Source organism: Gracilibacillus sp. Marseille-QA3620, from assembly GCF_054950035.1.
The window spans coordinates 1,560,260-1,582,264 of sequence record NZ_CM143102.1; the positions used below are offsets into that span (position 1 = coordinate 1,560,260).

21 protein-coding genes are annotated in these 22,005 nt (G+C 43.1%); 17 read left to right on the top strand and 4 right to left on the bottom strand.

What is annotated here, in order from left to right; genetic code table 11:
- The first annotated feature begins 17 nt into the window (after positions 1 to 17).
- The 16 genes from recA to ACY8DX_RS07950 all read left to right on the top strand — a co-directional run bounded on the left by recA (position 18) and on the right by ACY8DX_RS07950 (position 16,949).
- Positions 18 to 1,070 carry a recombinase RecA gene (gene recA / locus ACY8DX_RS07875; RefSeq protein WP_462406497.1) on the top strand — a complete coding sequence of 351 codons (1,053 nt, stop codon included), beginning with the start codon at positions 18 to 20 and terminating at the stop codon, positions 1,068 to 1,070.
- Between the two features lie 375 nt (positions 1,071 to 1,445).
- Positions 1,446 to 3,005 carry a ribonuclease Y gene (gene rny, locus ACY8DX_RS07880; RefSeq protein WP_049671363.1) on the top strand — a complete coding sequence of 520 codons (1,560 nt, stop codon included), beginning with the start codon at positions 1,446 to 1,448 and terminating at the stop codon, positions 3,003 to 3,005.
- Positions 3,006 to 3,115: 110 nt separating this feature from the next.
- Positions 3,116 to 3,913, top strand: coding sequence for a TIGR00282 family metallophosphoesterase (locus ACY8DX_RS07885; RefSeq protein WP_049671362.1), 798 nt, complete (start codon positions 3,116 to 3,118; stop codon positions 3,911 to 3,913).
- 135 nt (positions 3,914 to 4,048) lie between these two features.
- Positions 4,049 to 4,309, top strand: a complete 261-nt coding sequence (gene spoVS / locus ACY8DX_RS07890; protein ID WP_029281188.1) for a stage V sporulation protein SpoVS — start codon at positions 4,049 to 4,051, stop codon at positions 4,307 to 4,309.
- A gap of 92 nt (positions 4,310 to 4,401) precedes the next feature.
- Positions 4,402 to 5,316, top strand: a complete 915-nt coding sequence (locus ACY8DX_RS07895) for a dipeptidase (RefSeq protein ID WP_462406498.1) — start codon at positions 4,402 to 4,404, stop codon at positions 5,314 to 5,316.
- 169 nt (positions 5,317 to 5,485) lie between these two features.
- Positions 5,486 to 7,222, top strand: a complete 1,737-nt coding sequence (locus ACY8DX_RS07900) for a 2-oxoacid:acceptor oxidoreductase subunit alpha (RefSeq protein ID WP_439802259.1) — start codon at positions 5,486 to 5,488, stop codon at positions 7,220 to 7,222.
- On the top strand, positions 7,223 to 8,089 hold the full coding sequence (locus ACY8DX_RS07905; RefSeq protein WP_462406499.1) for a 2-oxoacid:ferredoxin oxidoreductase subunit beta: 867 nt from the start codon (positions 7,223 to 7,225) through the stop codon (positions 8,087 to 8,089). It abuts the gene before it with no gap.
- A 227-nt stretch (positions 8,090 to 8,316) separates the two neighbouring features.
- On the top strand, positions 8,317 to 8,580 hold the full coding sequence (locus tag ACY8DX_RS07910) for a hypothetical protein (RefSeq protein WP_462406500.1): 264 nt from the start codon (positions 8,317 to 8,319) through the stop codon (positions 8,578 to 8,580).
- Positions 8,581 to 8,698: 118 nt separating this feature from the next.
- Positions 8,699 to 9,181 (top strand): sortase, encoded by a 483-nt coding sequence (locus tag ACY8DX_RS07915; RefSeq protein ID WP_462406501.1) that lies wholly within the window; start codon positions 8,699 to 8,701, stop codon positions 9,179 to 9,181.
- A 240-nt stretch (positions 9,182 to 9,421) separates the two neighbouring features.
- Entirely contained in the window at positions 9,422 to 10,450 is a 1,029-nt protein-coding gene (gene tdh / locus ACY8DX_RS07920) for an L-threonine 3-dehydrogenase (RefSeq protein WP_462406502.1), read from the top strand.
- Positions 10,451 to 10,490: 40 nt separating this feature from the next.
- On the top strand, positions 10,491 to 11,669 hold the full coding sequence (locus ACY8DX_RS07925; protein WP_049671356.1) for a glycine C-acetyltransferase: 1,179 nt from the start codon (positions 10,491 to 10,493) through the stop codon (positions 11,667 to 11,669).
- A 162-nt stretch (positions 11,670 to 11,831) separates the two neighbouring features.
- On the top strand, positions 11,832 to 12,383 hold the full coding sequence (lepB, locus tag ACY8DX_RS07930; protein WP_439802260.1) for a signal peptidase I: 552 nt from the start codon (positions 11,832 to 11,834) through the stop codon (positions 12,381 to 12,383).
- A gap of 169 nt (positions 12,384 to 12,552) precedes the next feature.
- Entirely contained in the window at positions 12,553 to 14,100 is a 1,548-nt protein-coding gene (gene miaB / locus ACY8DX_RS07935; RefSeq protein ID WP_439802261.1) for a tRNA (N6-isopentenyl adenosine(37)-C2)-methylthiotransferase MiaB, read from the top strand.
- A complete protein-coding gene (locus ACY8DX_RS07940; RefSeq protein ID WP_049671353.1) occupies positions 14,101 to 14,532 on the top strand; it encodes a YlbF/YmcA family competence regulator in 432 nt (143 codons plus the stop codon).
- Positions 14,533 to 14,724: 192 nt separating this feature from the next.
- Complete coding sequence (locus ACY8DX_RS07945; RefSeq protein WP_462406503.1) at positions 14,725 to 15,873, top strand: phospholipase D-like domain-containing protein; 1,149 nt, start codon at positions 14,725 to 14,727, stop codon at positions 15,871 to 15,873.
- Between the two features lie 86 nt (positions 15,874 to 15,959).
- On the top strand, positions 15,960 to 16,949 hold the full coding sequence (locus tag ACY8DX_RS07950; RefSeq protein WP_462406504.1) for a Gfo/Idh/MocA family protein: 990 nt from the start codon (positions 15,960 to 15,962) through the stop codon (positions 16,947 to 16,949).
- Between the two features lie 166 nt (positions 16,950 to 17,115).
- Here ACY8DX_RS07950 and ACY8DX_RS07955 read toward each other — a convergent pair whose 3' ends face one another.
- On the bottom strand, positions 17,116 to 17,910 hold the full coding sequence (locus ACY8DX_RS07955; protein WP_053103759.1) for a TPM domain-containing protein: 795 nt from the start codon (positions 17,908 to 17,910) through the stop codon (positions 17,116 to 17,118).
- A complete protein-coding gene (locus ACY8DX_RS07960) occupies positions 17,910 to 18,482 on the bottom strand; it encodes a LemA family protein (RefSeq protein WP_049671350.1) in 573 nt (190 codons plus the stop codon). The genes ACY8DX_RS07955 and ACY8DX_RS07960 overlap by 1 nt, the downstream gene beginning before the upstream one ends.
- A gap of 171 nt (positions 18,483 to 18,653) precedes the next feature.
- Here ACY8DX_RS07960 and ACY8DX_RS07965 point away from each other — a divergent pair, with 171 nt between their 5' ends.
- Complete coding sequence (locus ACY8DX_RS07965) at positions 18,654 to 19,376, top strand: hypothetical protein (RefSeq protein WP_049671349.1); 723 nt, start codon at positions 18,654 to 18,656, stop codon at positions 19,374 to 19,376.
- Positions 19,377 to 19,592: 216 nt separating this feature from the next.
- Here ACY8DX_RS07965 and ACY8DX_RS07970 read toward each other — a convergent pair whose 3' ends face one another.
- Together ACY8DX_RS07970 and ACY8DX_RS07975 are read right to left on the bottom strand one after the other, a co-directional pair.
- Positions 19,593 to 20,864, bottom strand: a complete 1,272-nt coding sequence (locus ACY8DX_RS07970; RefSeq protein ID WP_439802264.1) for an MDR family MFS transporter — start codon at positions 20,862 to 20,864, stop codon at positions 19,593 to 19,595.
- A 295-nt stretch (positions 20,865 to 21,159) separates the two neighbouring features.
- On the bottom strand, positions 21,160 to 21,987 hold the full coding sequence (locus ACY8DX_RS07975) for an STAS domain-containing protein (RefSeq protein ID WP_462406505.1): 828 nt from the start codon (positions 21,985 to 21,987) through the stop codon (positions 21,160 to 21,162).
- Positions 21,988 to 22,005 lie beyond the last annotated feature (18 nt).

Below are 22,005 nucleotides of genomic sequence, written 5' to 3' on the forward strand. Positions count from 1 at the left end.
TGGGGAGGAAATAAATAGTGAGTGATCGTCAAGCTGCGCTGGATATGGCGCTAAAACAAATCGAGAAGCAATTTGGTAAAGGTTCAGTCATGAAATTAGGAGAAAGAGCTGACAGAAAGGTATCGACCATCCCAAGTGGTTCCTTAACCTTGGATGCGGCTCTTGGTGTCGGCGGATATCCGCGGGGAAGAATCATTGAAATCTACGGACCAGAGAGTTCTGGTAAGACAACAGTTGCTTTGCATGCAATTGCTGAAGTTCAGGCTCAAGGCGGACAAGCAGCATTTATCGATGCTGAGCATGCACTAGACCCTGCTTATGCACAAAAGCTTGGGGTAAATATTGATGAATTATTGCTTTCACAGCCAGACACAGGCGAACAAGCGCTTGAGATTGCTGAAGCTTTAGTACGAAGCGGGGCAGTTGATATTATCGTTGTTGACTCCGTTGCGGCTCTTGTTCCAAAAGCAGAGATTGAAGGAGAGATGGGTGACGCTCACGTTGGTTTGCAAGCGCGCTTAATGTCTCAAGCTTTGCGTAAATTATCAGGGGCAATCAACAAATCTAATACGATTGCCATCTTCATCAACCAAATCCGTGAGAAGGTCGGAGTTATGTTCGGAAACCCTGAAACAACTCCTGGCGGACGTGCGCTTAAATTCTACTCTACAATTCGACTTGAAGTAAGACGTGCTGAGCAGCTGAAACAAGGCAATGATATCGTCGGAAATAGAACGAAGATCAAGATTGTCAAGAACAAGGTTGCGCCGCCATTCCGTGTGGCTGAAGTAGACATCATGTATGGAGAAGGAATTTCAAGAGAAGGAGAAGTCATTGATATTGGCTCAGAGCTGGATGTCGTTCAAAAGAGCGGTTCTTGGTATGCGTATAATAACGAACGCCTTGGACAAGGCCGTGAGAACGCCAAGCTATTCCTGAAGGAAAATCCAGATATCCGTGCGGAGATTACACAAAAAATCCGTGCAGAATATGGCTTAGACACTGATGCAACTATTGAAGCATCTCGAGAAGATGATGAAGCACTAGATGGTTTCGACCTTTCAGAATAAGGAATTACTGTGAAAGAGGCAGCCGATTTTTGGCGCCTCTTTTTTACCATCAGTAATTTAAGAGGGGTGCAAGAATAGAGCTGTCTTATTGAATCAGCGTAATTTTGTTTTCACAAATTTGAAAAGATGGAAATATCATGGAAAGAAACGATTGAGTGAATATAATTTCTTTATTTTCGGAAAATGAGCCTGAGTCGCGTTCTGACTTGCTCTTGACAACAAATTTTCATAACTTTACAATAGAAATGTATTAATTTCTTTTTAAAAGACATGCGTGATATTAATGATGCTGTATATTTTAAAAGCGATGTACAAGCAAGAGTGAAAATGTAGTAAAAGAGATTAAAAAAGATTATAGCAAGAGGAGGTGTATTGATGGATCCAATCACTATCATCTCCATTTTGCTTGGCCTAATTGTTGGTGCAGTTGTTGGCTATTTGTTAAGAAAATCCATAGCGGAATCCAAAATTTCCGGTGCAACAAATGCGGCTGAAAAAATTATTGAAGACGCAAAACGGGAAGCGGATGCCTTGAAGAAGGAATCCCTTTTGGAAGCAAAGGATGAAATTCATAAACTTCGGACTGATGCTGAAAAGGAGGTTCGTGAAAGACGAGCTGAATTACAGAGACAGGAAAACCGAATTCTGCAAAAAGAAGAGAATCTTGACCGCAAAGCGGATTCACAGGATAAACGTGAATCTGTTCTTGAGAAAAAGGAAGATTCTCTAAACCAAAGACAACAGCATATTGAACAGATGGAAAGCAAAGTGGATGAGATAATTCGAGCTCAGCAATCTGAACTTGAACGAATTTCGAGCCTGACTAGAGAAGAAGCAAAATCCATCATCCTTGATCGGGTAGAAAAGGATCTTTCACATGACATCGCGGTCATGATTAAAGAAAGTGAAAACCGAGCGAAGGAAGAGGCGGACAAAAAAGCGCGTGAAATCTTGTCACTTGCCATTCAGCGTTGTGCTGCTGACCATGTCGCAGAAACGACGGTTTCAGTCGTCAATCTGCCTAATGATGAGATGAAGGGCCGGATTATCGGACGTGAAGGGCGAAATATTCGTACGCTCGAGACGCTTACAGGGATCGATTTAATCATCGATGATACACCTGAAGCTGTTATTTTGTCAGGTTTCGATCCAATCCGTCGGGAAACAGCAAGGCTTGCCCTTGAAAAGCTTGTTCAGGACGGACGTATCCATCCAGCACGTATTGAAGAAATGGTGGATAAAGCCAGAAGAGAAGTGGATGAGCATATCCGCGAGATTGGGGAGCAAACCACATTTGAAGTGGGTGTTCATGGCTTGCATCCGGATTTAATTAAAATCTTGGGCCGCCTTCGTTATCGTACGAGCTATGGTCAAAACGTGCTTAAGCATTCCATGGAGGTTGCCTATCTTTCCGGTCTTATGGCCGCGGAGCTGGGTCAGGATGTTACCCTAGCTAAACGTGCGGGCTTACTTCATGATATTGGGAAAGCAATTGACCATGAAGTGGAAGGAAGTCACGTTGAGATTGGAGTCGAGCTGGCGACGAAATATAAGGAGCATCCGGTTGTCATCAATAGTATTGCTTCCCATCATGGAGACACAGAACCACAATCGATTATTGCGATTCTTGTCGCGGCAGCTGATGCATTATCAGCAGCTCGTCCTGGTGCGAGAAGCGAGACGCTGGAAAATTATATTCGCCGTCTTGAGAAACTCGAAGATATCTCAGAATCTTATGAGGGTGTTGAGCGATCATTTGCTATCCAAGCTGGACGTGAAGTGCGAATTATGGTCAAGCCTGAAAGCATTGACGATTTAGAAGCGCATCGACTGGCGCGGGATATCCGCAAACGGATAGAGGATGAGTTGGATTACCCAGGACATATCAAGGTAACCGTTATTCGTGAAACAAGAGCAGTTGAATATGCAAAATAAAGCGGTGATTTTCACCGCTTTATTTTTTTGAATAAGCCCTTAGGTTAAGCTTAGTCTTTTGTGAGATGCTAGAGCTAAAGCAACCGAGGTTAAGAAAGGAATTCAAGCAAATGAGGTTATTATTTATCGGCGATGTTGTCGGTTCGCCGGGAAGAAATATGGTAAAAGAATATCTTGGAAAACTGAAGGATAAATACCGTCCGCAATTTGTCATTATCAATGGTGAGAACGCAGCAGCAGGTCGGGGAATCACAGAGAAGATATACAAGGAATTACTCGAGTATGGTGCAAATATGATCACACTTGGTAATCATTCTTGGGATAACCGAGATATCTTTGAATTTATCGGTGAGGCGAAATACTTAGTTCGCCCAGCGAATTTCCCAGAAGGAACACCTGGGTCAGGACTTAAATTCATTAAGATGAATCAATATGAATTGGCCGTCATCAGTGTTCAGGGGAGAACGTTTATGCCGGCATTGGATGATCCGTTTTTGGCCGCTGATAAACTAGTGGACGAGGCGGCAAAGCGCACGCCATTTATTTTTGTTGACGTCCATGCGGAAGCCACAAGTGAAAAGCAGGCAATGGGCTGGTATTTAGACGGCCGGGTATCTGCGGTTGTAGGAACCCATACACATGTACAGACAGCGGATAATCGCATTCTGCCGAATGGTACAGCTTACATGTCAGACGTCGGGATGACAGGTCCGTATGATGGTATTTTAGGGATGGAAAGAGAAGCGGTTATTAAAAAGTTCCTCACGTCTATGCCAGTGCGTTTTGAAGTGCCAAAAGACGGCCGTGCCATCTTGAGCGGGGTCATTATTGATTTAGACCCAAAAACAGGCAAGGCAGTTAAAACAGAAAGAATCTTAATCAATGAGGACCATCCATTCTTCTATTAATCAAGCATTGGAGGACCGGCTATTTATGGCCGGTCCTTTTTGTATGGCATAACTCATCCGCCCTTTGAATATAGTTAACAGAAAATGCAATTCCACCAGGGGACATGTATTGGAATAAGATGAGGAGGACCAGAAATGGAAATATTAAAAGTATCAGCGAAATCGAATCCAAATTCTGTTGCCGGAGCACTGGCAGGTGTATTGCGTGAAAGAGGTGCAGCAGAAATCCAGGCAATAGGAGCTGGAGCCCTCAATCAGGCAGTAAAAGCAGTGGCGATTGCAAGGGGGTTTGTCGCGCCAAGCGGCGTTGATTTGATTTGTATTCCAGCATTCACAGATATTTTGATCGATGGCGAGGAACGAACAGCGATAAAATTGATTATTGAGCCCAGGTAAGCAATGGATAGAGCGGACTCATGAAGTGATGTTTAGGATATCGACTTCATAAGGGGATGCTCTTTTTTGTTGCTTTTTAGGAGGGTCGGGGGATGAAGATATTTGATGCTCATTGTGATGTTTTAATGAAAATGCTGCTGGAACCAAAGATTGATTTTATTCAAGCTTCTTCCTTGCAGGTAACAAAGGTCGGCATGGTAAAGGCTGGAATAAAAGTGCAGGTCTTTGCCATTTATGTACCAGAAGCGATTCATCCTTCCATGCGGTTTGAAGCGGCTTTAACGATGATTGAGCTTTTTTTTGAGCGAATCATAAAGGGAGCGGGCTTGACGTTTATTCAGCAAGAAGAGGATCTTTTCTCCTTGAAAAACGGAGAGATAGGGGCTGTTTTGGCTCTTGAGGGCTGTGATTGTATTGAGCAGGATCTATTGCGTTTACGAACGCTCCTTAGACTTGGAGTCCGCTCTGTCGGGTTGACTTGGAATCATGCTAACGCTCTTGCTGACGGAGTACTAGAAGAGCGAAACGGAGGGCTGACAAGACTCGGGAAGCAAGCTGTTTCCCTTCTAAGCGAAAGAAACTGCTGGTGTGATGTATCCCATCTTTCAGAAGCGGGTTTTTGGGATTGCCTTACACTTCATAACAAAATCATTGCCTCTCATTCTAATTGTCAATCCATTAAACCTCATCCTCGAAACCTGACGGATGAACAAATTCAAGCGCTTATTCACCACGGGAGTCCAATTGGAATTACGTTTGTCCCAGAATTCCTTACAAATAGACCGAACGCGCGTATTTCTGATGTGATTCAGCATGTAGAGCACATATGCTCACTTGGAGGGGTCAAGCATATTGGTTTTGGATCTGACTTTGATGGGGTTGATAATACGGTTATTGGCTTAGAAAGAATAGAGTCCTATGAAAACTTGATCAATGAATTGCTGAGACATTACGCTGAGGATGATGTACAAGGTTTCTTGTATAAGAATTTCACGAACCGCTTTTGAGGTTATATTTTTATAATTTTTTGACAAATTGTCTGAAAAGGGTTGCGCTTTTTATGGTCTGCCCTTAATATTAAATACGTTTAGATGGTTTCTTTTGATAGATTTGGAAGTATATTCATAAGAGATTTCATGTACGTATTTCTGATGGAATAGAAGGGGTGTAGGGCAAATGATCGATCAACTTTCATGGAAAGTTGGAGGGCAGCAGGGCGAGGGCATAGAAAGTACAGGAGAAATATTTTCGATTGCTTTAAATCGGCTAGGCTATTATTTATACGGGTACCGCCATTTTTCTTCTCGAATCAAAGGCGGTCATACGAATAATAAGATCAGGGTCAGTACGAAAGAAATACGTTCCATTGCAGATGATTTAGATGTACTGGTTGCATTTGATCAAGAAACAATAGATGTTAACTATAAGGAATTACATAGCAATGGGATCATATTAGCGGATGCTAAATTTGGTCCTGTGGCACCGGCGGATACAAATGCCGTGTTATATGCGGTTCCTTTTACGGAAATCGCCCAGGATTTAGGGACATCCTTGATGAAGAATATGGTGGCTATCGGAGCGTCCAGCGCCGTGCTAGGCCTGAATATTGGCGTCTTCACTGAGGTAATTGATGAGATTTTCGGCCGTAAAGGACCACAGATTGTCGAGAAGAACTTAAATGCTGTCAAGGCAGGGTATGACCATATGATTGAGAAGATGGGCGACAAGGCAGGTGTGCTGCAATTAGCGGAAGCAGATGGCCAGAAGCGTTTGTTCATGATTGGCAATGATGCGATAGCAATGGGTGCTCTTGCAGGAGGAGCGCGCTTTATGGCGGCCTACCCAATCACGCCAGCATCCGAAATTATGGAATATTTAATTAAACATTTGCCAAAGTTCGGCGGCACGGTCATCCAGACTGAGGATGAAATTGCCGCTTGTACGATGGCTATTGGCGCCAACTATGCAGGAGTCCGCAGCTTGACCGCATCTGCGGGTCCAGGACTTTCACTCATGATGGAGGCCATCGGTCTCTCCGGAATTACCGAAACACCGTTAGTCATTGTTGATACGCAAAGGGGAGGCCCTTCTACCGGAATGCCGACGAAACAGGAACAATCCGATTTGATGGCCATGATCTATGGCACCCATGGAGAGATTCCAAAGATTGTCGTAGCGCCAAGCACCGTTCAGGAGGCCTTCTATGATACCGTAGAGGCTTTTAATTTGGCAGAGGAATACCAATGTCCTGTCATCGTCTTATCCGATTTGCAGCTGTCTTTAGGCAAGCAGACTGTTGAACCGCTTGATTTCAGCCGGGTTGAGGTCAGACGCGGTAAATTGATGCAAGAGGAGTTGCCGGAGATAACGGATAAGTCCTATTTCAAACGATATGAAGTGACAGAAGACGGCATATCTCCACGAACATTGCCAGGTATGAAGAATGGGATTCACCATGTGACAGGCGTAGAGCATGATGAGACTGGAAAGCCATCTGAGGTAGCTTCTAACCGTGTAGCTCAAATGGATAAGCGTATGAGGAAGATTGAATCCGTCCATTTCAAGAACCCCCTTCATGTCCATGCTCCGCATGAAGAGGCAGATCTTCTTTTCGTTGGGTTTAACTCAACAAGGGGAGTGATTGAGGAAGTGATGGAGCGCCTTGAGGCTGATGGCGTGAAGGTTAATCATGTCCATGTCAGGCTCATTCACCCGTTTCCAAGCTCGGAGATTCTGCCGCATATTGAGAAAGCGAAAAGAGTCGTTGTCGTCGAAAATAACGCAACAGGCCAATTGACTAATCTGATGAAGATGAATGTCGGCCATGCTCATAAAATGACGAAGGTATTGAAATATGATGGCAATCCTTTCTTGCCGAATGAAGTATATTTTACATGCAAGGAGCTGGTTTAATTGGCTACATTCAAGGATTTTCGCAATAATGTCAAACCAAACTGGTGCCCTGGCTGTGGAGATTTCTCTGTTCAGGCATCTATTCAGAGGGCTGCAGCTAATATTGGCCTTGAACCGGATCAATTAGCCGTTATTTCAGGGATTGGCTGTTCAGGCCGTATTTCAGGCTATATTCAGTCCTATGGATTTCATAGCATTCACGGCAGATCCCTCCCTATAGCACAAGGGGTCAAGATGGCAAACCGTGAATTGACCGTTCTTGCCTCAGGCGGGGATGGGGACGGCTTCGCCATTGGAATGGGGCACACGGTCCATGCTATACGGCGAAATATTGATATTACCTATATCGTCATGGATAACCAAATCTATGGATTAACAAAGGGACAAACATCCCCGCGGTCCGCTGCCGGCTTTAAGACAAAATCAACACCGTCAGGCTCCATTGAACAAGCCATCTCACCGATGGAAATGGCTCTGTCAGTTGGAACAACCTTTGTTGCGCAAAGCTTCTCCAGTGATTTGAAGGACTTAACTGCACTGATAGAGGCCGGAATCCGTCATAAGGGATTCTCCTTGATTAATGTGTTCAGTCCTTGTGTCACGTATAATAAAATCAATACGTATGATTGGTTTAAGGAGAATTTAACAAAGTTAAGCACAATTGAAGGCTATGACCCTCATAATAAGGAAATGGCCATGCAGACATTAATGCAGCATGATGGGCTCGTGACGGGCTTAATCTATCAAAATACTGAACAGCCATCTTATCAGGAATTGGTATCCGGCTATTCAGAAGAACCATTATCCGAAGCAAATTTAACCTTATCACAGGATGATTTTGATCGCCTAACCGCGGAATTCATGTAATGGAATCCTAATCTTTCTTTATCTATTTTATATTAGGCAGGAACGCGATAATCCAGGGCGTTCCTGCCTTTTATTATGCTTTTCCTGTTCCTGTGAATCTTTCATAAGCAGGTATTATACAGTGATTGCCAAGAGAGGGATAATTTTAGCTGTTTGTACCATTGCTTCAGGGGAAATAGAGTATAAATATACTTTTTTATGAATGTCGTATGAAAGGCAGAATCTGTATGAATAAGACAGCAATGATTTTTACTGCAGCCATGTTTCTATCTGTATCCGTCTTGATTATTGATAACGGGGATTCTTATCATTCAAATGCCGAGGCAAAGATAAGTTTTTACTTGAATGAAATTGACGAAGGGGAATTACAGGAAGATAGCCTGTTTGGTCTTTTTTCCATCCTGGGCTTTGATAAGCCGTATATTAGGCAATTTACCGGTGCCATTTGTTTATTGCTTGCGTGGCTTCTGTACAGCTCAGGAGGGGATTGACATGATGACAAATAAAAGAATAGTGATTTTACTGCTGTCTTTTATAGGGCTGTATCTTTTGTTATCTCCTTTGGTAAATGTTATAAGGGATAGGTACTTAGCACAGGAGGTCTATGAAGTGGAGGAAGGTCAGATTTCCAGTAGTGCTGAGAATCAACAGAGCGGGAAAAACGATAATAAGAATAAGATCACAGAACCGCCATATGAGGATGGAGACATCATCGGTCAACTGATTATTCAAAAGCTTGGCTTGGAAATTCCAATTGTGGAGGGGGTCCTTCAGAAAGACTTACAGAATGCGGTGGGGCATTTAGTGGAGACGGCCTATCCGAATGAAGGAGGCAATATCGTGATTGCCGGATATAGAACGACTGATTCGGGTCCGTTATTTAATAAGCTGACAAGGCTTGAGGTGAAAGATCAGGTTGAGATTATTGATTTTCAACAAACATACATATATGAGGTAACAAATATTTGCATCATTGATAAGGACGAACAAGAGGATTTGCTCGATGAAATCAATGAGCAGCTGGCACTTGTCACAAGCACATGTGATGGAGAGGGAAGGATTGTTGTTATCGCCAATAAGGAAGAGAGATGAGGAACTGCATGATCTAAATGGATCATGACAGTTCTTTTTTTTGCCTTGAAATAAGCAGAGAAGCATCATTATTTGCCCTGTATAGGGAGATGTCTGGAAAAATTATCATAAAAAAATATCCATCATAGAGGCAGTTGTCTATACAGGGAGGAAACGCCCTTTACAAAAGATGGCAACTATTCTAAAATTTCTGTGATATTGAGCTGTCGTAAAGGATGTGTATGCAAGTTGGATGGGAAAATGAAGGCAATTGTAAAAACCAAAAGGGGTTATGGTGCTGAATTAGCAATGATTGATGTTCCATCAATCCAGGATGATGAGGTGCTCATTAAAGTGAAGGCCACCTCCATTTGCGGAACAGATGTGCATATTTATACGTGGGATGACTGGGCCAAGAACAGAGTGAATCCCCCTTATGCGTTCGGACATGAATTCTCAGGTGAAGTTGTGGAAGTGGGGGCTGCTGTTTCGGGTATCCAAATAGGGGAGAATGTATCGGCAGAAACCCATATTATTTGCGGGAGATGTCCTCAATGCATGACAGGGCAATTCCATATTTGTCAGGAAACAAAAATCATCGGTGTGGATACACAAGGCTGCTTTGCTGAATATGTAGCCCTTCCGGCAAAGAATGTATGGGTAAACCCGAAGGATATGCCGGCTGCCATGGCTTCAATCCAAGAGCCGATGGGAAATGCCGTTCATACGGTTCTCTCAGGAGAGGTTACCGGCAAGAGCGTTGCCATCATCGGGTGCGGACCAATTGGCATTATGGCAGTGGGAGTAGCTAAAGCCGCTGGTGCATCGAAGGTGATTGCACTTGATGTGAATGAATATCGATTGGAGCTTGCCAAAGGCATGGGAGCGAGTGCTGTCGTTAACTCTGCAAAGGAAGATGTTTTAAACCAAATGAAGCGGTTGACAGATGGATATGGTGTCGATGTCGTTTGTGAAATGAGCGGTCATCCAGAAGCCATCAATCAAGGATTTAAGATGGCGACAAATGGCGGAAGGGTTTCTATTCTAAGTCTTCCTGTCAAGCCGGTTTCTATTAATATTACGGATGATATTGTGTTTAAGGGGTTGACGGTACAAGGTATTACAGGAAGACAGATGTTTAAGACATGGGAACAAGTCTCTCGGTTATTGGAATCAGGCTTAGTAGATGCTGGAAAGGTCATTACACATCAATTTCCGCTCGAGGAGTTTGAGAAAGGCTTTGATTTGATGATCAAAGGGCAGTGCGGCAAGGTAGTCTTATTGCCATAATGAAAGGTAACGATAAATGATTAGTGAGGAGGAATTGGGAATGAAGGGTTTTGAGTATTTGCAGGCTGAGCTTGATGATATGAAGGAAAAAGGGGTGTTTCGCACACTCGTGCATTTGGAAACGGCTCAAGGGTCGAAGGTTCAAATTGATGGGAAATCGGTTATTCAATTATCATCAAATAATTATCTGGGCTTAACAGCTCATCCTAGGCTGCGTGAGGCAGCACTGGAAGCCGTCAAGACATATGGAGCAGGTACAGGATCGGTAAGGACGATTGCGGGTACATTCAATATGCATGGAGAGCTTGAGCGAAAGCTTGCTGAATTTAAGCATACGGAAGCGGCATTAGTCTTTCAATCGGGCTTTACGACGAATCAAGGTGTTCTTTCTGCTATTTTGACAGAAAAGGATGTTGTCATTTCCGATGAGTTAAACCATGCCTCAATCATTGACGGAATACGTTTGACAAAGGCAGCCCGCCGGGTTTATTCACACGTCAACATGGAGAGCCTTGAAGTAGCCTTGAAGGAAACACAATCCTATCGGAGGCGCCTGATTGTAACGGATGGTGTCTTCTCCATGGATGGCAATATCGCTCCCCTTCCTGCTATTGTAGAATTGGCGGAGAAATATGACGCCCTTGTGATGGTTGATGATGCTCATGCCTCTGGTGTTTTAGGAAAGAACGGACGAGGAACGGTCAATCATTTTGGGCTGGACGGTCGAGTTCATATTCAGGTCGGTACGCTAAGCAAGGCAATCGGTGTTCTTGGAGGCTATGTGGCAGGCCCCAAGACCTTGATTGATTATTTAATTCATAAAGGCCGTCCCTTCCTCTTCAGCACCTCCCATCCGCCCGCAGTGACGATGGCGAATATAGCAGCAATTGATGTGCTGCTGTCTGAGCCTGAGCTGATTGATAAACTATGGGAGAATACACGGTTTTTTAAAGAGGGACTTCATAAGCTTGGCTACGACACAGGAAGCAGCATGACACCCATAACACCTGTCATTGTCGGAGATGACAAGGCAGCATACGAGCTGTCCGATCGATTGTTTGAGTATGGGGTTTTTGCACAAGGGATTGTCTTCCCAACGGTTGCGAAAGGGAAAGCGAGAGTACGAACAATCGTGACAGCAGAACACACGCGTGAGGAATTGGCCGAAGCGTTACGCATATTTGAACAAGCAGGAAAGGAATTGAAGCTAATAAAATAGCGTTTTAATAGAAGTCACTTGGTGCGAATCAGGTGGCTTTTTATATTTTTCGGCGAGGGATTTGACGGCATTTCGTTTGCTCGTTGATTTTTGGGGAAATATTGGTAAGGAGAGAGTGAGAAGCCCTGCAAAAGATCATTGGGGAAGGTGTAAGTTAGAGGAATGAATAACCGTAAAGTATCAAGTGAACTTGCATCATGGCTGAAGGCTATTCTAATCGCGGTTATTGTGGTGCTTGTTTGCCGTCAATTTGTCTTCACACCCACAACGGTTAAGGGGAAATCAATGATGCCAAGTCTACAGGATGGCAATCGTGTCATCCTTAGCAAGATTACCCATATCGACCGCTTTGACGAAGTTGTATTCCATGCGACCGATTCACCGGATAAATATGTCAAACGGATTATCGGCCTTCCTGGAGATAAAGTGGAAATGAAGAATGACACCTTATACATTAATGACAAGCCATACGAAGAAGAATATCTAGATGAGCTTAAATCCAGCCTGGATGACGCTGGTCTATTTACGGAAGATTTCACATTAAAGGAACTGACCGGTGAAGAAGTCGTTCCGGAAGGAGAAATGTTCGTATTAGGAGATAATCGCCCATATAGTAAAGATAGCCGTGTGTTCGGATTTGTTCCGATGGAGCGGATTGTTGGAGAAGTAAAGATACGCTATTGGCCGATTAAGGATATAGGGATTGCCTTATAGGATAGTCACAGCCGTGCTCAACTGCTTGAGTACGGCTTTTTCTTTCCTCTAGTGCTATATTGTGAAATTTCGCTAAAAGCTTTATACTTACTTAATGTAAACTTACCTATTACCAATCAAATGGAATTCGATCCATAGATGACGATATTGGATAGAAAGGGGATTTTTTATGAACGAACAGCAACGATTAGATTCGGCCGCTGCTAAATCTGAAAAGAAACCTGATAAGGATTACAGTAAATATTTTGAAGCTGTCTATATGCCTCCTTCATTAAAGGATGCAAAGAAGCGCGGGAAAGAAACGATAAGTTACCATCAAGATTTCAGCATCCAAGACCAATACAGCCGCATGGGAGAAGGGCGTAAATTCTATATTCGCACGTACGGCTGCCAAATGAATGAGCATGATACAGAGGTGATGTCAGGAATCTTAATGGCTTTAGGATATGAACCGACGGATAAGGTGGATGAGGCTAATGTGGTGCTGCTGAATACCTGTGCCATCCGTGAAAATGCAGAGAATAAGGTATTCGGTGAGCTTGGCCACTTGAAAAGCTTAAAAAGAAATAAACCGGATTTATTGCTCGGTGTATGTGGATGTATGTCTCAGGAAGAATCAGTCGTTAATAAGATTCTCCAAAAGCATGCGTTTGTCGATATGATTTTTGGCACTCACAATATTCATCGTTTGCCTGAAATTCTGATGGAAGCCTATATGTCTAAGGAAATGGTCGTTGAGGTTTGGTCTAAGGAAGGCGATATTATCGAGAATCTTCCGAAGGTGCGTAAAGGAAATATTAAAGCTTGGGTCAATATTATGTATGGCTGTGATAAGTTTTGTACATATTGTATCGTTCCTTACACACGAGGGAAGGAACGAAGCCGGAGACCAGAGGATATTATTCAAGAGGTCCGCAGCCTGGCAGCTCAAGGATATCAGGAAATCACCTTGCTAGGTCAAAATGTAAATGCTTACGGAAAAGATTTTGAAGACCGTGATTATCGTTTAGGTGATTTAATGGAGGATATCCGCAAGATTGACATACCGCGTATCCGCTTTACGACAAGCCATCCGCGTGATTTTGATGATCACCTGATTGAAGTGCTGGCTAAGGGAGGCAATATGATGGACCACATCCATCTGCCTGTACAGTCTGGTAATAACGAAGTATTAAAGATCATGGCTCGAAAGTATACCCGTGAGCAATATTTAGAGCTTGTCAGGAAAATCAAGGAAGCGATTCCGGATGTGAGTTTAACGACGGATATCATTGTCGGTTATCCAAATGAAACGGATGAACAATTCGAAGAAACACTCTCCTTGTATAAAGAAGTGGAATATGATCTTGCGTATACATTTATTTATTCACCGCGAGAGGGTACTCCTGCAGCGAAGATGAAGGATAATGTGCCGATGGAAGTGAAAAAACAACGGCTGCAGCGCTTGAATGCTGTTGTCAATGAAACTGCACTCAAGAAAAATAAGCAATATATCGGACAGGTTCTGGATGTACTTGTTGAAGGGGAAAGCAAGAACAATCCAGATGTACTTGCAGGCTATACGACGAAGAATAAGCTAGTCAACTTTGCTGGGGATAAATCTTCTATTGGCAAGATTGTCAAGGTCAAAATTACCGATGCAAAAACATGGTCACTAAATGGAGAGATTGCAGTTGAGCCGGAAACAGAAATTATAGGGGTAAAGGCGGGAGTATAAATGGAAAAATTCACGAAAGAACAAATTATTGATAAGGCAAGAGATTTAGCACGGATGATTTCAGAAACAGAAGAAGTAGATTTCTTTAAAAGAGCAGAAGAACAAATCAATGGCAATCAAACGGTTGCTGAACTTATGTCTGTCATTAAGGGGCTTCAAAAGCAGGCGGTCAACTTCCAGCATTATGGAAAGACAGAAGCATTGAAGAAGACGGAGGAAAAGCTGGCGAAAGTGGAAAGAGAGCTTGATGAAATTCCTGTCGTTCAGGAATTTAAGCAATCACAGGTGGAGGTAAATGACATGCTGCAAATGGTTGCAAACGTCATTTCCAATACGGTTACAGACGAAATCATCAAATCCACAGAAGGTGACCTTCTCCATGGAAAGACAGGCTCTAAGCTAAAAAGCGAAGAGGGCAGCCACAGCTGTTAATAAAAGAATCCAGTACGGTACTTTAACCTTACTGGATTCTTTTTTTGTTCTGCTTTCCCTTGCCATTCACAATAAATCATGGCTTCTTGTACATACTAACAAAAAATAACGGCTTAATAGGAGTTAGCTATGATCAAGAAATGTATATATACAGTCTTATGGGCACTAGGGATGTTCCTGCTTTTTTTGGCCATGCTTTTAACTTGGATCCATCATGATATTCGAAAAGGGAGGGAAGCTGCTAAGGATGACAGCAGCCCGGTTATCTACCCCTTGAGGCAGAGTAACTTCGAGTTATTTACTGAATGGGATACATTTTATCCGCAGTTCGCTCGGGATATTGAACAGGCGAAGGAGTATGTGTATATCCATTTCTTTTCGATTGGAAGCGGGGAAGCCAGTGATCAATACTTTGATTTATTAAAGAAAAAGGCAAAAGAAGGAGTACAGGTGTACTATTCTGTTGACCGCGCTGGTTCTCTTAAGGGAAATCGAGCATGGTTCAAGAAGCTTGAAGAAGCAGGTGTCCATGTCACCTACAGCAATGATCCTCATTTTCCGCATATTTGGTATACCATTCAGCACCGTAATCACCGCCGTATAGCCATTATGGATGGCAAGGTGGCTTATACAGGCGGAATGAACGTCGGAGAGAAGTATACGAAATCAAGCTGGCATGATTATCAGCTGCGGATGACAGGGGAAGGCATACAGGATTTTGAAAAGCAATTCTGTCATGACTGGAAAATAAACACGGGAGAATCCCCGCCTCTGCACATGGTACGGGCTTCTGCAGGCGTCACCCCGCATTACTTGAAATCGTATTCAAGCGGGTATGAGGTAGTCAATGATCTTATTCAGGCCTTTCATTCAGCTAAAGAGGATATTCTCATTGCCACGCCTTATTTTATCCCGGATAATGAAGACTTCATGGATGCGCTCAAGAAGGCTAAGAAGCGGGGAGTAGAAATCACGATTATGTGGCCGAAGCATTCAGACGGCCTTATGCTCACGCAAGCTGCTTATCCCTTTGTGAAAGAGGCACTCAAAAATGGAATGAACGTATATCAATATGAAAAGGGAATATTTCACGGAAAGCTAGTGCTGATCGATCGCAAATACCCTCTCATTGGAACAGTGAATATTGATTCTCGCTCCTTACGCTTAAATGATGAAATGACGCTGTTTATGGATGATTCTCCATTTACGGATCGTATCATTAATCAAGTGGAGCGAGATTTGGATGACTCATCTAAAATTACGCTGGATTATTTCAAAAAGCTTTCGACAAAGGACAAAATCCTCATGAAAATTGCCAAATGTGTTGATTATTATTTATAATAGACCTATCGACAAGAGCGAACACCAAAATTGGGAATCGCTCTTTTTTTGATATCGATTCAAATCCAGCTGAAGGGAGCAAGGAAATGAGTAAAGTGAAATGGGGAATTTTAAGTACGGCTAACATTGGACAAACACAAGTTATTCCTGCCATCAACCGTTCAAAGCTGGGGGAAGCAATCGCTATCGCAAGTTTGAGCGGCAGAGCACAGGAGGCAGCCGACAAACTGGGCATACCAAAGGTTTATGAATCCTATGAGGCACTATTGAGTGATGAAGAGATTGATGCCGTCTACATTCCCCTCCCAAATCATCTCCATGCCAAATGGGTAATGGAGGCAGCAAAAGCCGGCAAGCATGTGCTTGTCGAAAAGCCTGCTTCATTGACAGCGCATGAAATGGAAGAGATGTTGGATGTATGTAACCGTCATGGTGTCATTTTTATGGAAGCATTCATGTATCAATTCCATGCCCAGCATAAGCGGGTTAGGGATATATTGAAAACGGGTGAGATTGGCGAAGTGAAATATATGTATGCCAGCCATTCTTTTTTCCTTGATGATGAGGAAAATATCCGCCTTTCACCAGAAAAGGGCGGGGGTGCATTATATGATGTAGGCTGTTACAATATCCATGCTTTCCGTCATATCCTGCAGGCTGAACCAAAAGAGGTGCGAGTATTCTCTAAAATGAATAATTCTTATCATATTGATATGACGACAACCGGACATCTTTGGATGGATAATGGCGTTCAGGCCATGTTTGATTGCAGCTTCGAGATGAAAACGAGGGATGAGTACAGGGTAGTAGGTACGAAGGGAGAGATTATCTGCCAGCATGCCTATCGTCCAGATCGTAAAGACCATAAAGGGACCTTGATCATCAAAACGAATGAGGAAACAAGAAAAGAAATCATCTCCTGTGATCAATACCTTATGCAGGTGGAGCATTTTGCTGAGTGTGTGATTGAAGGGAAACAACCGCAATATACGGGGACTGATACCTTGCAGAATATGAAGGTGATTGACGCTTGCTATGAATCCATCCGGACAAATCAAACCGTAACGTTTCTCTAAGTAACCGAAGCTGATCTAATAAGCTCCATAAAGGAGTTCTTTGGATCAGCTTCTTTTCATACTAAGGCTGATGGCAGACAAACTGTTCAAACGAATCAAACCTAACCAAAAAAAGCAGGCAGAATCCTAAATGGGAATTCTGCCTGCATAGGCTGACATGGTTTAATCACCAGCCGCGGGAAGCACCGCCTCCGCCTGATGAACCTCCTCCTCCGCCTCGAGAGCCGCCCCCGCCTCTACCTCCGCCGTTTCTTGCGATTGCCGAGAGTATATGAAGCAGCATGTACGTAAAGGTCCCGCCAAAGAAGGTCATGTCGATGATAATAAAGATGATAATGATGGCTGCAATCAAGATTTTTTTCCAAGTGGCCATTCCGCTTTCTTGGCCCGCGTTGCTGGAATTCTCCGTTAAGCTATAGTCACTGATAGAATCAGCCGTTTCATCAAGACCATATTCAGCAGCTACCTCGTTAAATAATTGCTCATATGTAAGGATGATAGCTTGGTCAGGCTTGCCCTCTTTCCAATATGGCATTGTGTATTCATCAAGGATACGGCCAACCTTGCCATCCGGCAGTGCACCCTCAAGTCCATAGCCGACTTCAATCCGGGCTGATTTATCGGAGTCGTTTTCCTCAAAGGCCATGAGAAGAAGAACGCCATTTTCCAGTTCCTTGTCACCAAGACCATATTTCCGGAACGCTTCAAGTGCATATTCTTCTGGAGTGGAACCATCTAAAGAATCAATGGTCAGCACAGCAATTTGTGCTTTTGTCTGATCCTCCAGTTTTCTTCCTAATTGATTGAGTCCTTGCTTTTGTTGTTCAGATAAGATTCCGGCAAAATCTTGAACATAAATATCTCCTTTAGGTTCCGGGACTTCAGCATGAATGATATTCCCTGCGAAGCTTGATGCAATCACTGCAAGCATGCTCAGAATCAGGAATAGTTTTTTGCACATCAGTCTGTACCAAAATCAACTGTCGGAGCTTGATCAGCGCCTTCAGAAGAACGGAAATATTCCTTTTCATCAAAATTGAACACACCCGCAATCATGGAACCTGGGAATCGCTTAACCTTTTTGTTATAGGAAGCCACTTGATCGTTATAATCCTTGCGAGCTACCGCAATACGATTTTCGGTGCCAGCCAGCTCATCCATTAATTGCTGATAATTCTTGTTAGCCTTCAGATCAGGGTAATTCTCAACCACAACAAGTAATCGATTTAAAGCACCAGTTAATTCATCATTGGCAGTTGCCTGATCTTCAGGGGTTCTGGCGCCGGCTAAATTTGCCCGTGCCTGTGTGACATCATTAATGACTGATTCCTCATGGGATGCATACCCTTTAACTGTGTTTACTAGGTTGGGAATCAAATCAGCTCTTCTTTGCAGCTGTGTCTCAATCTGGGAATAAGATTGATCGACGTCTTCCTCAGCTGAAACAAAGCCGTTATAGCTGGAGGCAAACATGGCAATCAGGATGCCTACCACAGCAATGCCGCTGATAAGGATAATTGTTCCTCTTTTCATACTGTACACTCCTTTCAATTCATAACCTATATAACGTTTCACATGCGGAAAGGTTTCACTTCACCATTTTACCCTGAAAACAGCTTCTGCAACCTTATAGCAAACGTTGTTTAAATTTGGCAGGGTTAGGGGATAACATGCTAAAGGGACGGAGAGAGAAGGAGGGATAAGATGAATTGGAAGGTATGGAATACGATTGTTTTCGTGTTGGTAATTGCCATGAATGCACTTGCTAATCTTCTCCCCATCAATGGGAAGACAACAGGAGAAATATCTAATCAAATCAATGTATTAATTACACCGGCAGGATATGCCTTTTCTATATGGTCGCTCATTTATATACTGATTGGCATTTGGATAATCCGCCAGTTCATCGGTGACAGGGGAGAATCTCCTGTATATACAAATACATGGCCTTGGTTTATCATGAGCGGTTTATTCAATATCGGGTGGCTTCTTGTATGGCATTATGAATTGTTCCTGTTAAGTATTGTGTTTATGCTGATGTATTTGATCAGTCTTATCATGCTATATAGAAGGCTGACTGAAGCACGAGCCACAATCCTTGAAAAGGCTCCCTTTTCCATTAATCTTGGCTGGATTAGTGTGGCGACGATTGTCAATATCGCTTATGTGCTGAAAGTGAATGGCTGGAATGGGTTTGGGCTGACTGATGAGATATGGACAATGATCATGCTTGCTATAGGAGCTGTTCTGGCAGTCCTATTCAGGATAAGGGAAGGGGATTTTCTCTACCCGCTTGTTTTCGTATGGGCTTATATAGCGATTGGAGTAAAGAATATGGGGGAAGCTGAAATGGCGGCATTTACGGCCTTTATAGCAGCCGTTGTTATTCTTATAGCCGATATAATCCCTTGGCGAAAAAAAAACTAGGAGACTCAAGGCATGTGCCGGGTACAAGACCAATTAATGGAGCTGTTATGGATGAAGCTATTCATAGGGGGCTGCTAGACGATAAGATTCAGACAGAGGGGAATGGTCGAGTTAATCTCAAGTGAAAAGCAAAGTGATAATCAAAGGATGCCCAGTCTTAAACCATTATTGATAGGGGAAAAGGAGCGCTCAGAATAACGCTCCTTTTTCTTATGCTTATATGGATACTTCCTTCATTTCATTCTTTGCATAAAGACGGTACATCAAGAGATAGATACCAGCTGAAAGGAAAGCGACGACTGCTAAGATATAGGTCGTTTCCCGGGAGCCAATCAAGCCCGTTAAAGTAATGGATAGAGGAGCTAGTACTCGGCCAATGCTGAAACGGAGCTGTGCGGCTGAGAAATACATGGCTCGCTGATGCTTTGGCGCAATGACAGAGACGAAATTCTGGGCTATTCCAACGGTCATCAGCTCAGCAAGGCTGAAGATGATAATACTCACTATATACATCCATGGATAAGGGAATAAGCCCATTAATAGAATGGATATCCCATATAAGATTGAGGAGCCGGCGAATACATATTTCTCCCGATAAGTCATCATCCACTTCGTCACAAGAACGGTGCATAGGGCGACAATTCCGCCATTTAACGCCACAACAAAGCCGAAGAGCTCTGTTGCGCTCAAGGAGACGATCAAATTTCCTAAGGAAAGCAAGTTTGCTTCATCTACGGTCTCGGTAATATGTATGGGTATGAATAAATCCAATTGCATAAAGGTTTGCGAAACCAGGATTCCAGCGAGAATAAAAAGCAGCAATACCCGATCGGTAAATATAACTCGGTAATCAGCAAACTGTCCTTTGACGACCTGCTTGAAGCTGAGTGATTTGCTGGTTGCTGCTTCTCTGTCAGGAATGGTTTCCCGAGAGAAGAAGTAGAGGAGCAGGAATAAAAAGATCGCTCCGCAAGTAACAATCACAAGCAGCCAGAATCGGTGATTGGTGAAGAAAATGGCTCCTATTATCGGACCAACGACGACCGCAATATTAGTCATCATATAAAAGATGGAAAATACATAGCTTCTATTCTTGGGCTCAACCACATCCGCAACCATTGCCTGGGCTGCAGGCTGATAAATATTCGAAAATAAACTGGCAATGGTAAAGCCAATAAAGCCAAACATAGCTGAATCAATGGCAGGGTGACTGGCTAAAGCAAAGATGCCGTAACCCATGGCCTCCCCTCCAATAGCGATGAGCATCATTCGTCTCCTTCCAAAGTGGTCGGCAAAAAAGCCTCCGAATAATCCACAGACAACCGCGATTACTTGTGACAGCATCAAAAGTGCACTTGCGGTTGTGATTCCCATTGTCTCTGCAAAATAAATGGCAAGGAAGGGAAAGACCATCCAAAAAGCTATTTGTACAAATGCCTCACCAAGCAACCGAACCTTCAGGTTGGTGTCCCAATGTCTAATACTCATATGTTTACTCCTTCTACTGCTATCTGTTTCTAGTGAGCTGTTTAATAGTAAATAAAAAATTATCGCACTATTATTTATTCTTATATAATAGATGATTCTTGTAAACACTTAAATTATTTTAAACTGCTCTGTTCATTTTAATGGTAGTTCTACAGCAGGTGAAACCAAGAGGTCTTGTCTGTCCGCTAATCCAGCAGTCATTCGCCTAAAACGTATGGAGCGGAGTTCTACTATCGCCATTCATCTTTAACAAAGCCAAAAAAAAGAACCTCTTTACAGAGGAACTGTTCTTTCATTATGGGGCGATTTTGACCCCATAATTTCGCAGGGCCTGCTTTAATGTGCTTGAGGTGGAAAAATGACTTAAGTTAATGCCTGATTGGATTGTATACAGTGCGACTTCCGGTTTCATTCCTGAAATGGTGGCGGAAATACCGAGAAGCTTGAGCATTTTGGTTAATCTGGAGAGCTGCTCTGAGATGAGGACGTCAATAACGGGGATACCGGACATATCGATAAAAAGATGATTGACCTCGAGATGAATACACTGGTTTGGGACAGCCTTTAGAACAAATTCGAATCGTTCAGAATCCATCTGTCCGGTTAAAGGGAGGACGCCGATTTGATTGATTAATGGAATAACAGCCGTACTCAACTCATTGATAAGCCGCTGCTGTTCAGACAACTGACGGTTCTTGTATATATCCATCCGGTGGATAAAATGAGATAGCATCCGGTCAAATCCTTCATTAATGAGAGAAAACCAATGACAGGTGATGCCGAGGGTCAGCTCTTTTCCTTGGCTAAGGATAAATTGTTCAATATATTGACAATAGATTCGACGGTCATGTGTTAGAAGGTCGGCAAGGTAAGAAACAGAGATATTCAACTGTAAGCTTCTTTTCATGACAATGTCTGCCCATTCTTTCAAATGTGATTCGAAAAATCGAGAGCTGTCCAACAGACGGCTGTTAATTGTCTTAACGGTAGTGTTGGCTATTTCTTTTAATATATCTGCCGGCAGGCTCTCGCGGTTGGTGTCCATTTGGATCATATCATTCAGAATGGATTCATGATTATCTTTTAAAAAGTCATACAGTTGGATATCTGTTAGTGGTTTCATTTGATTTCCCCAATTCTT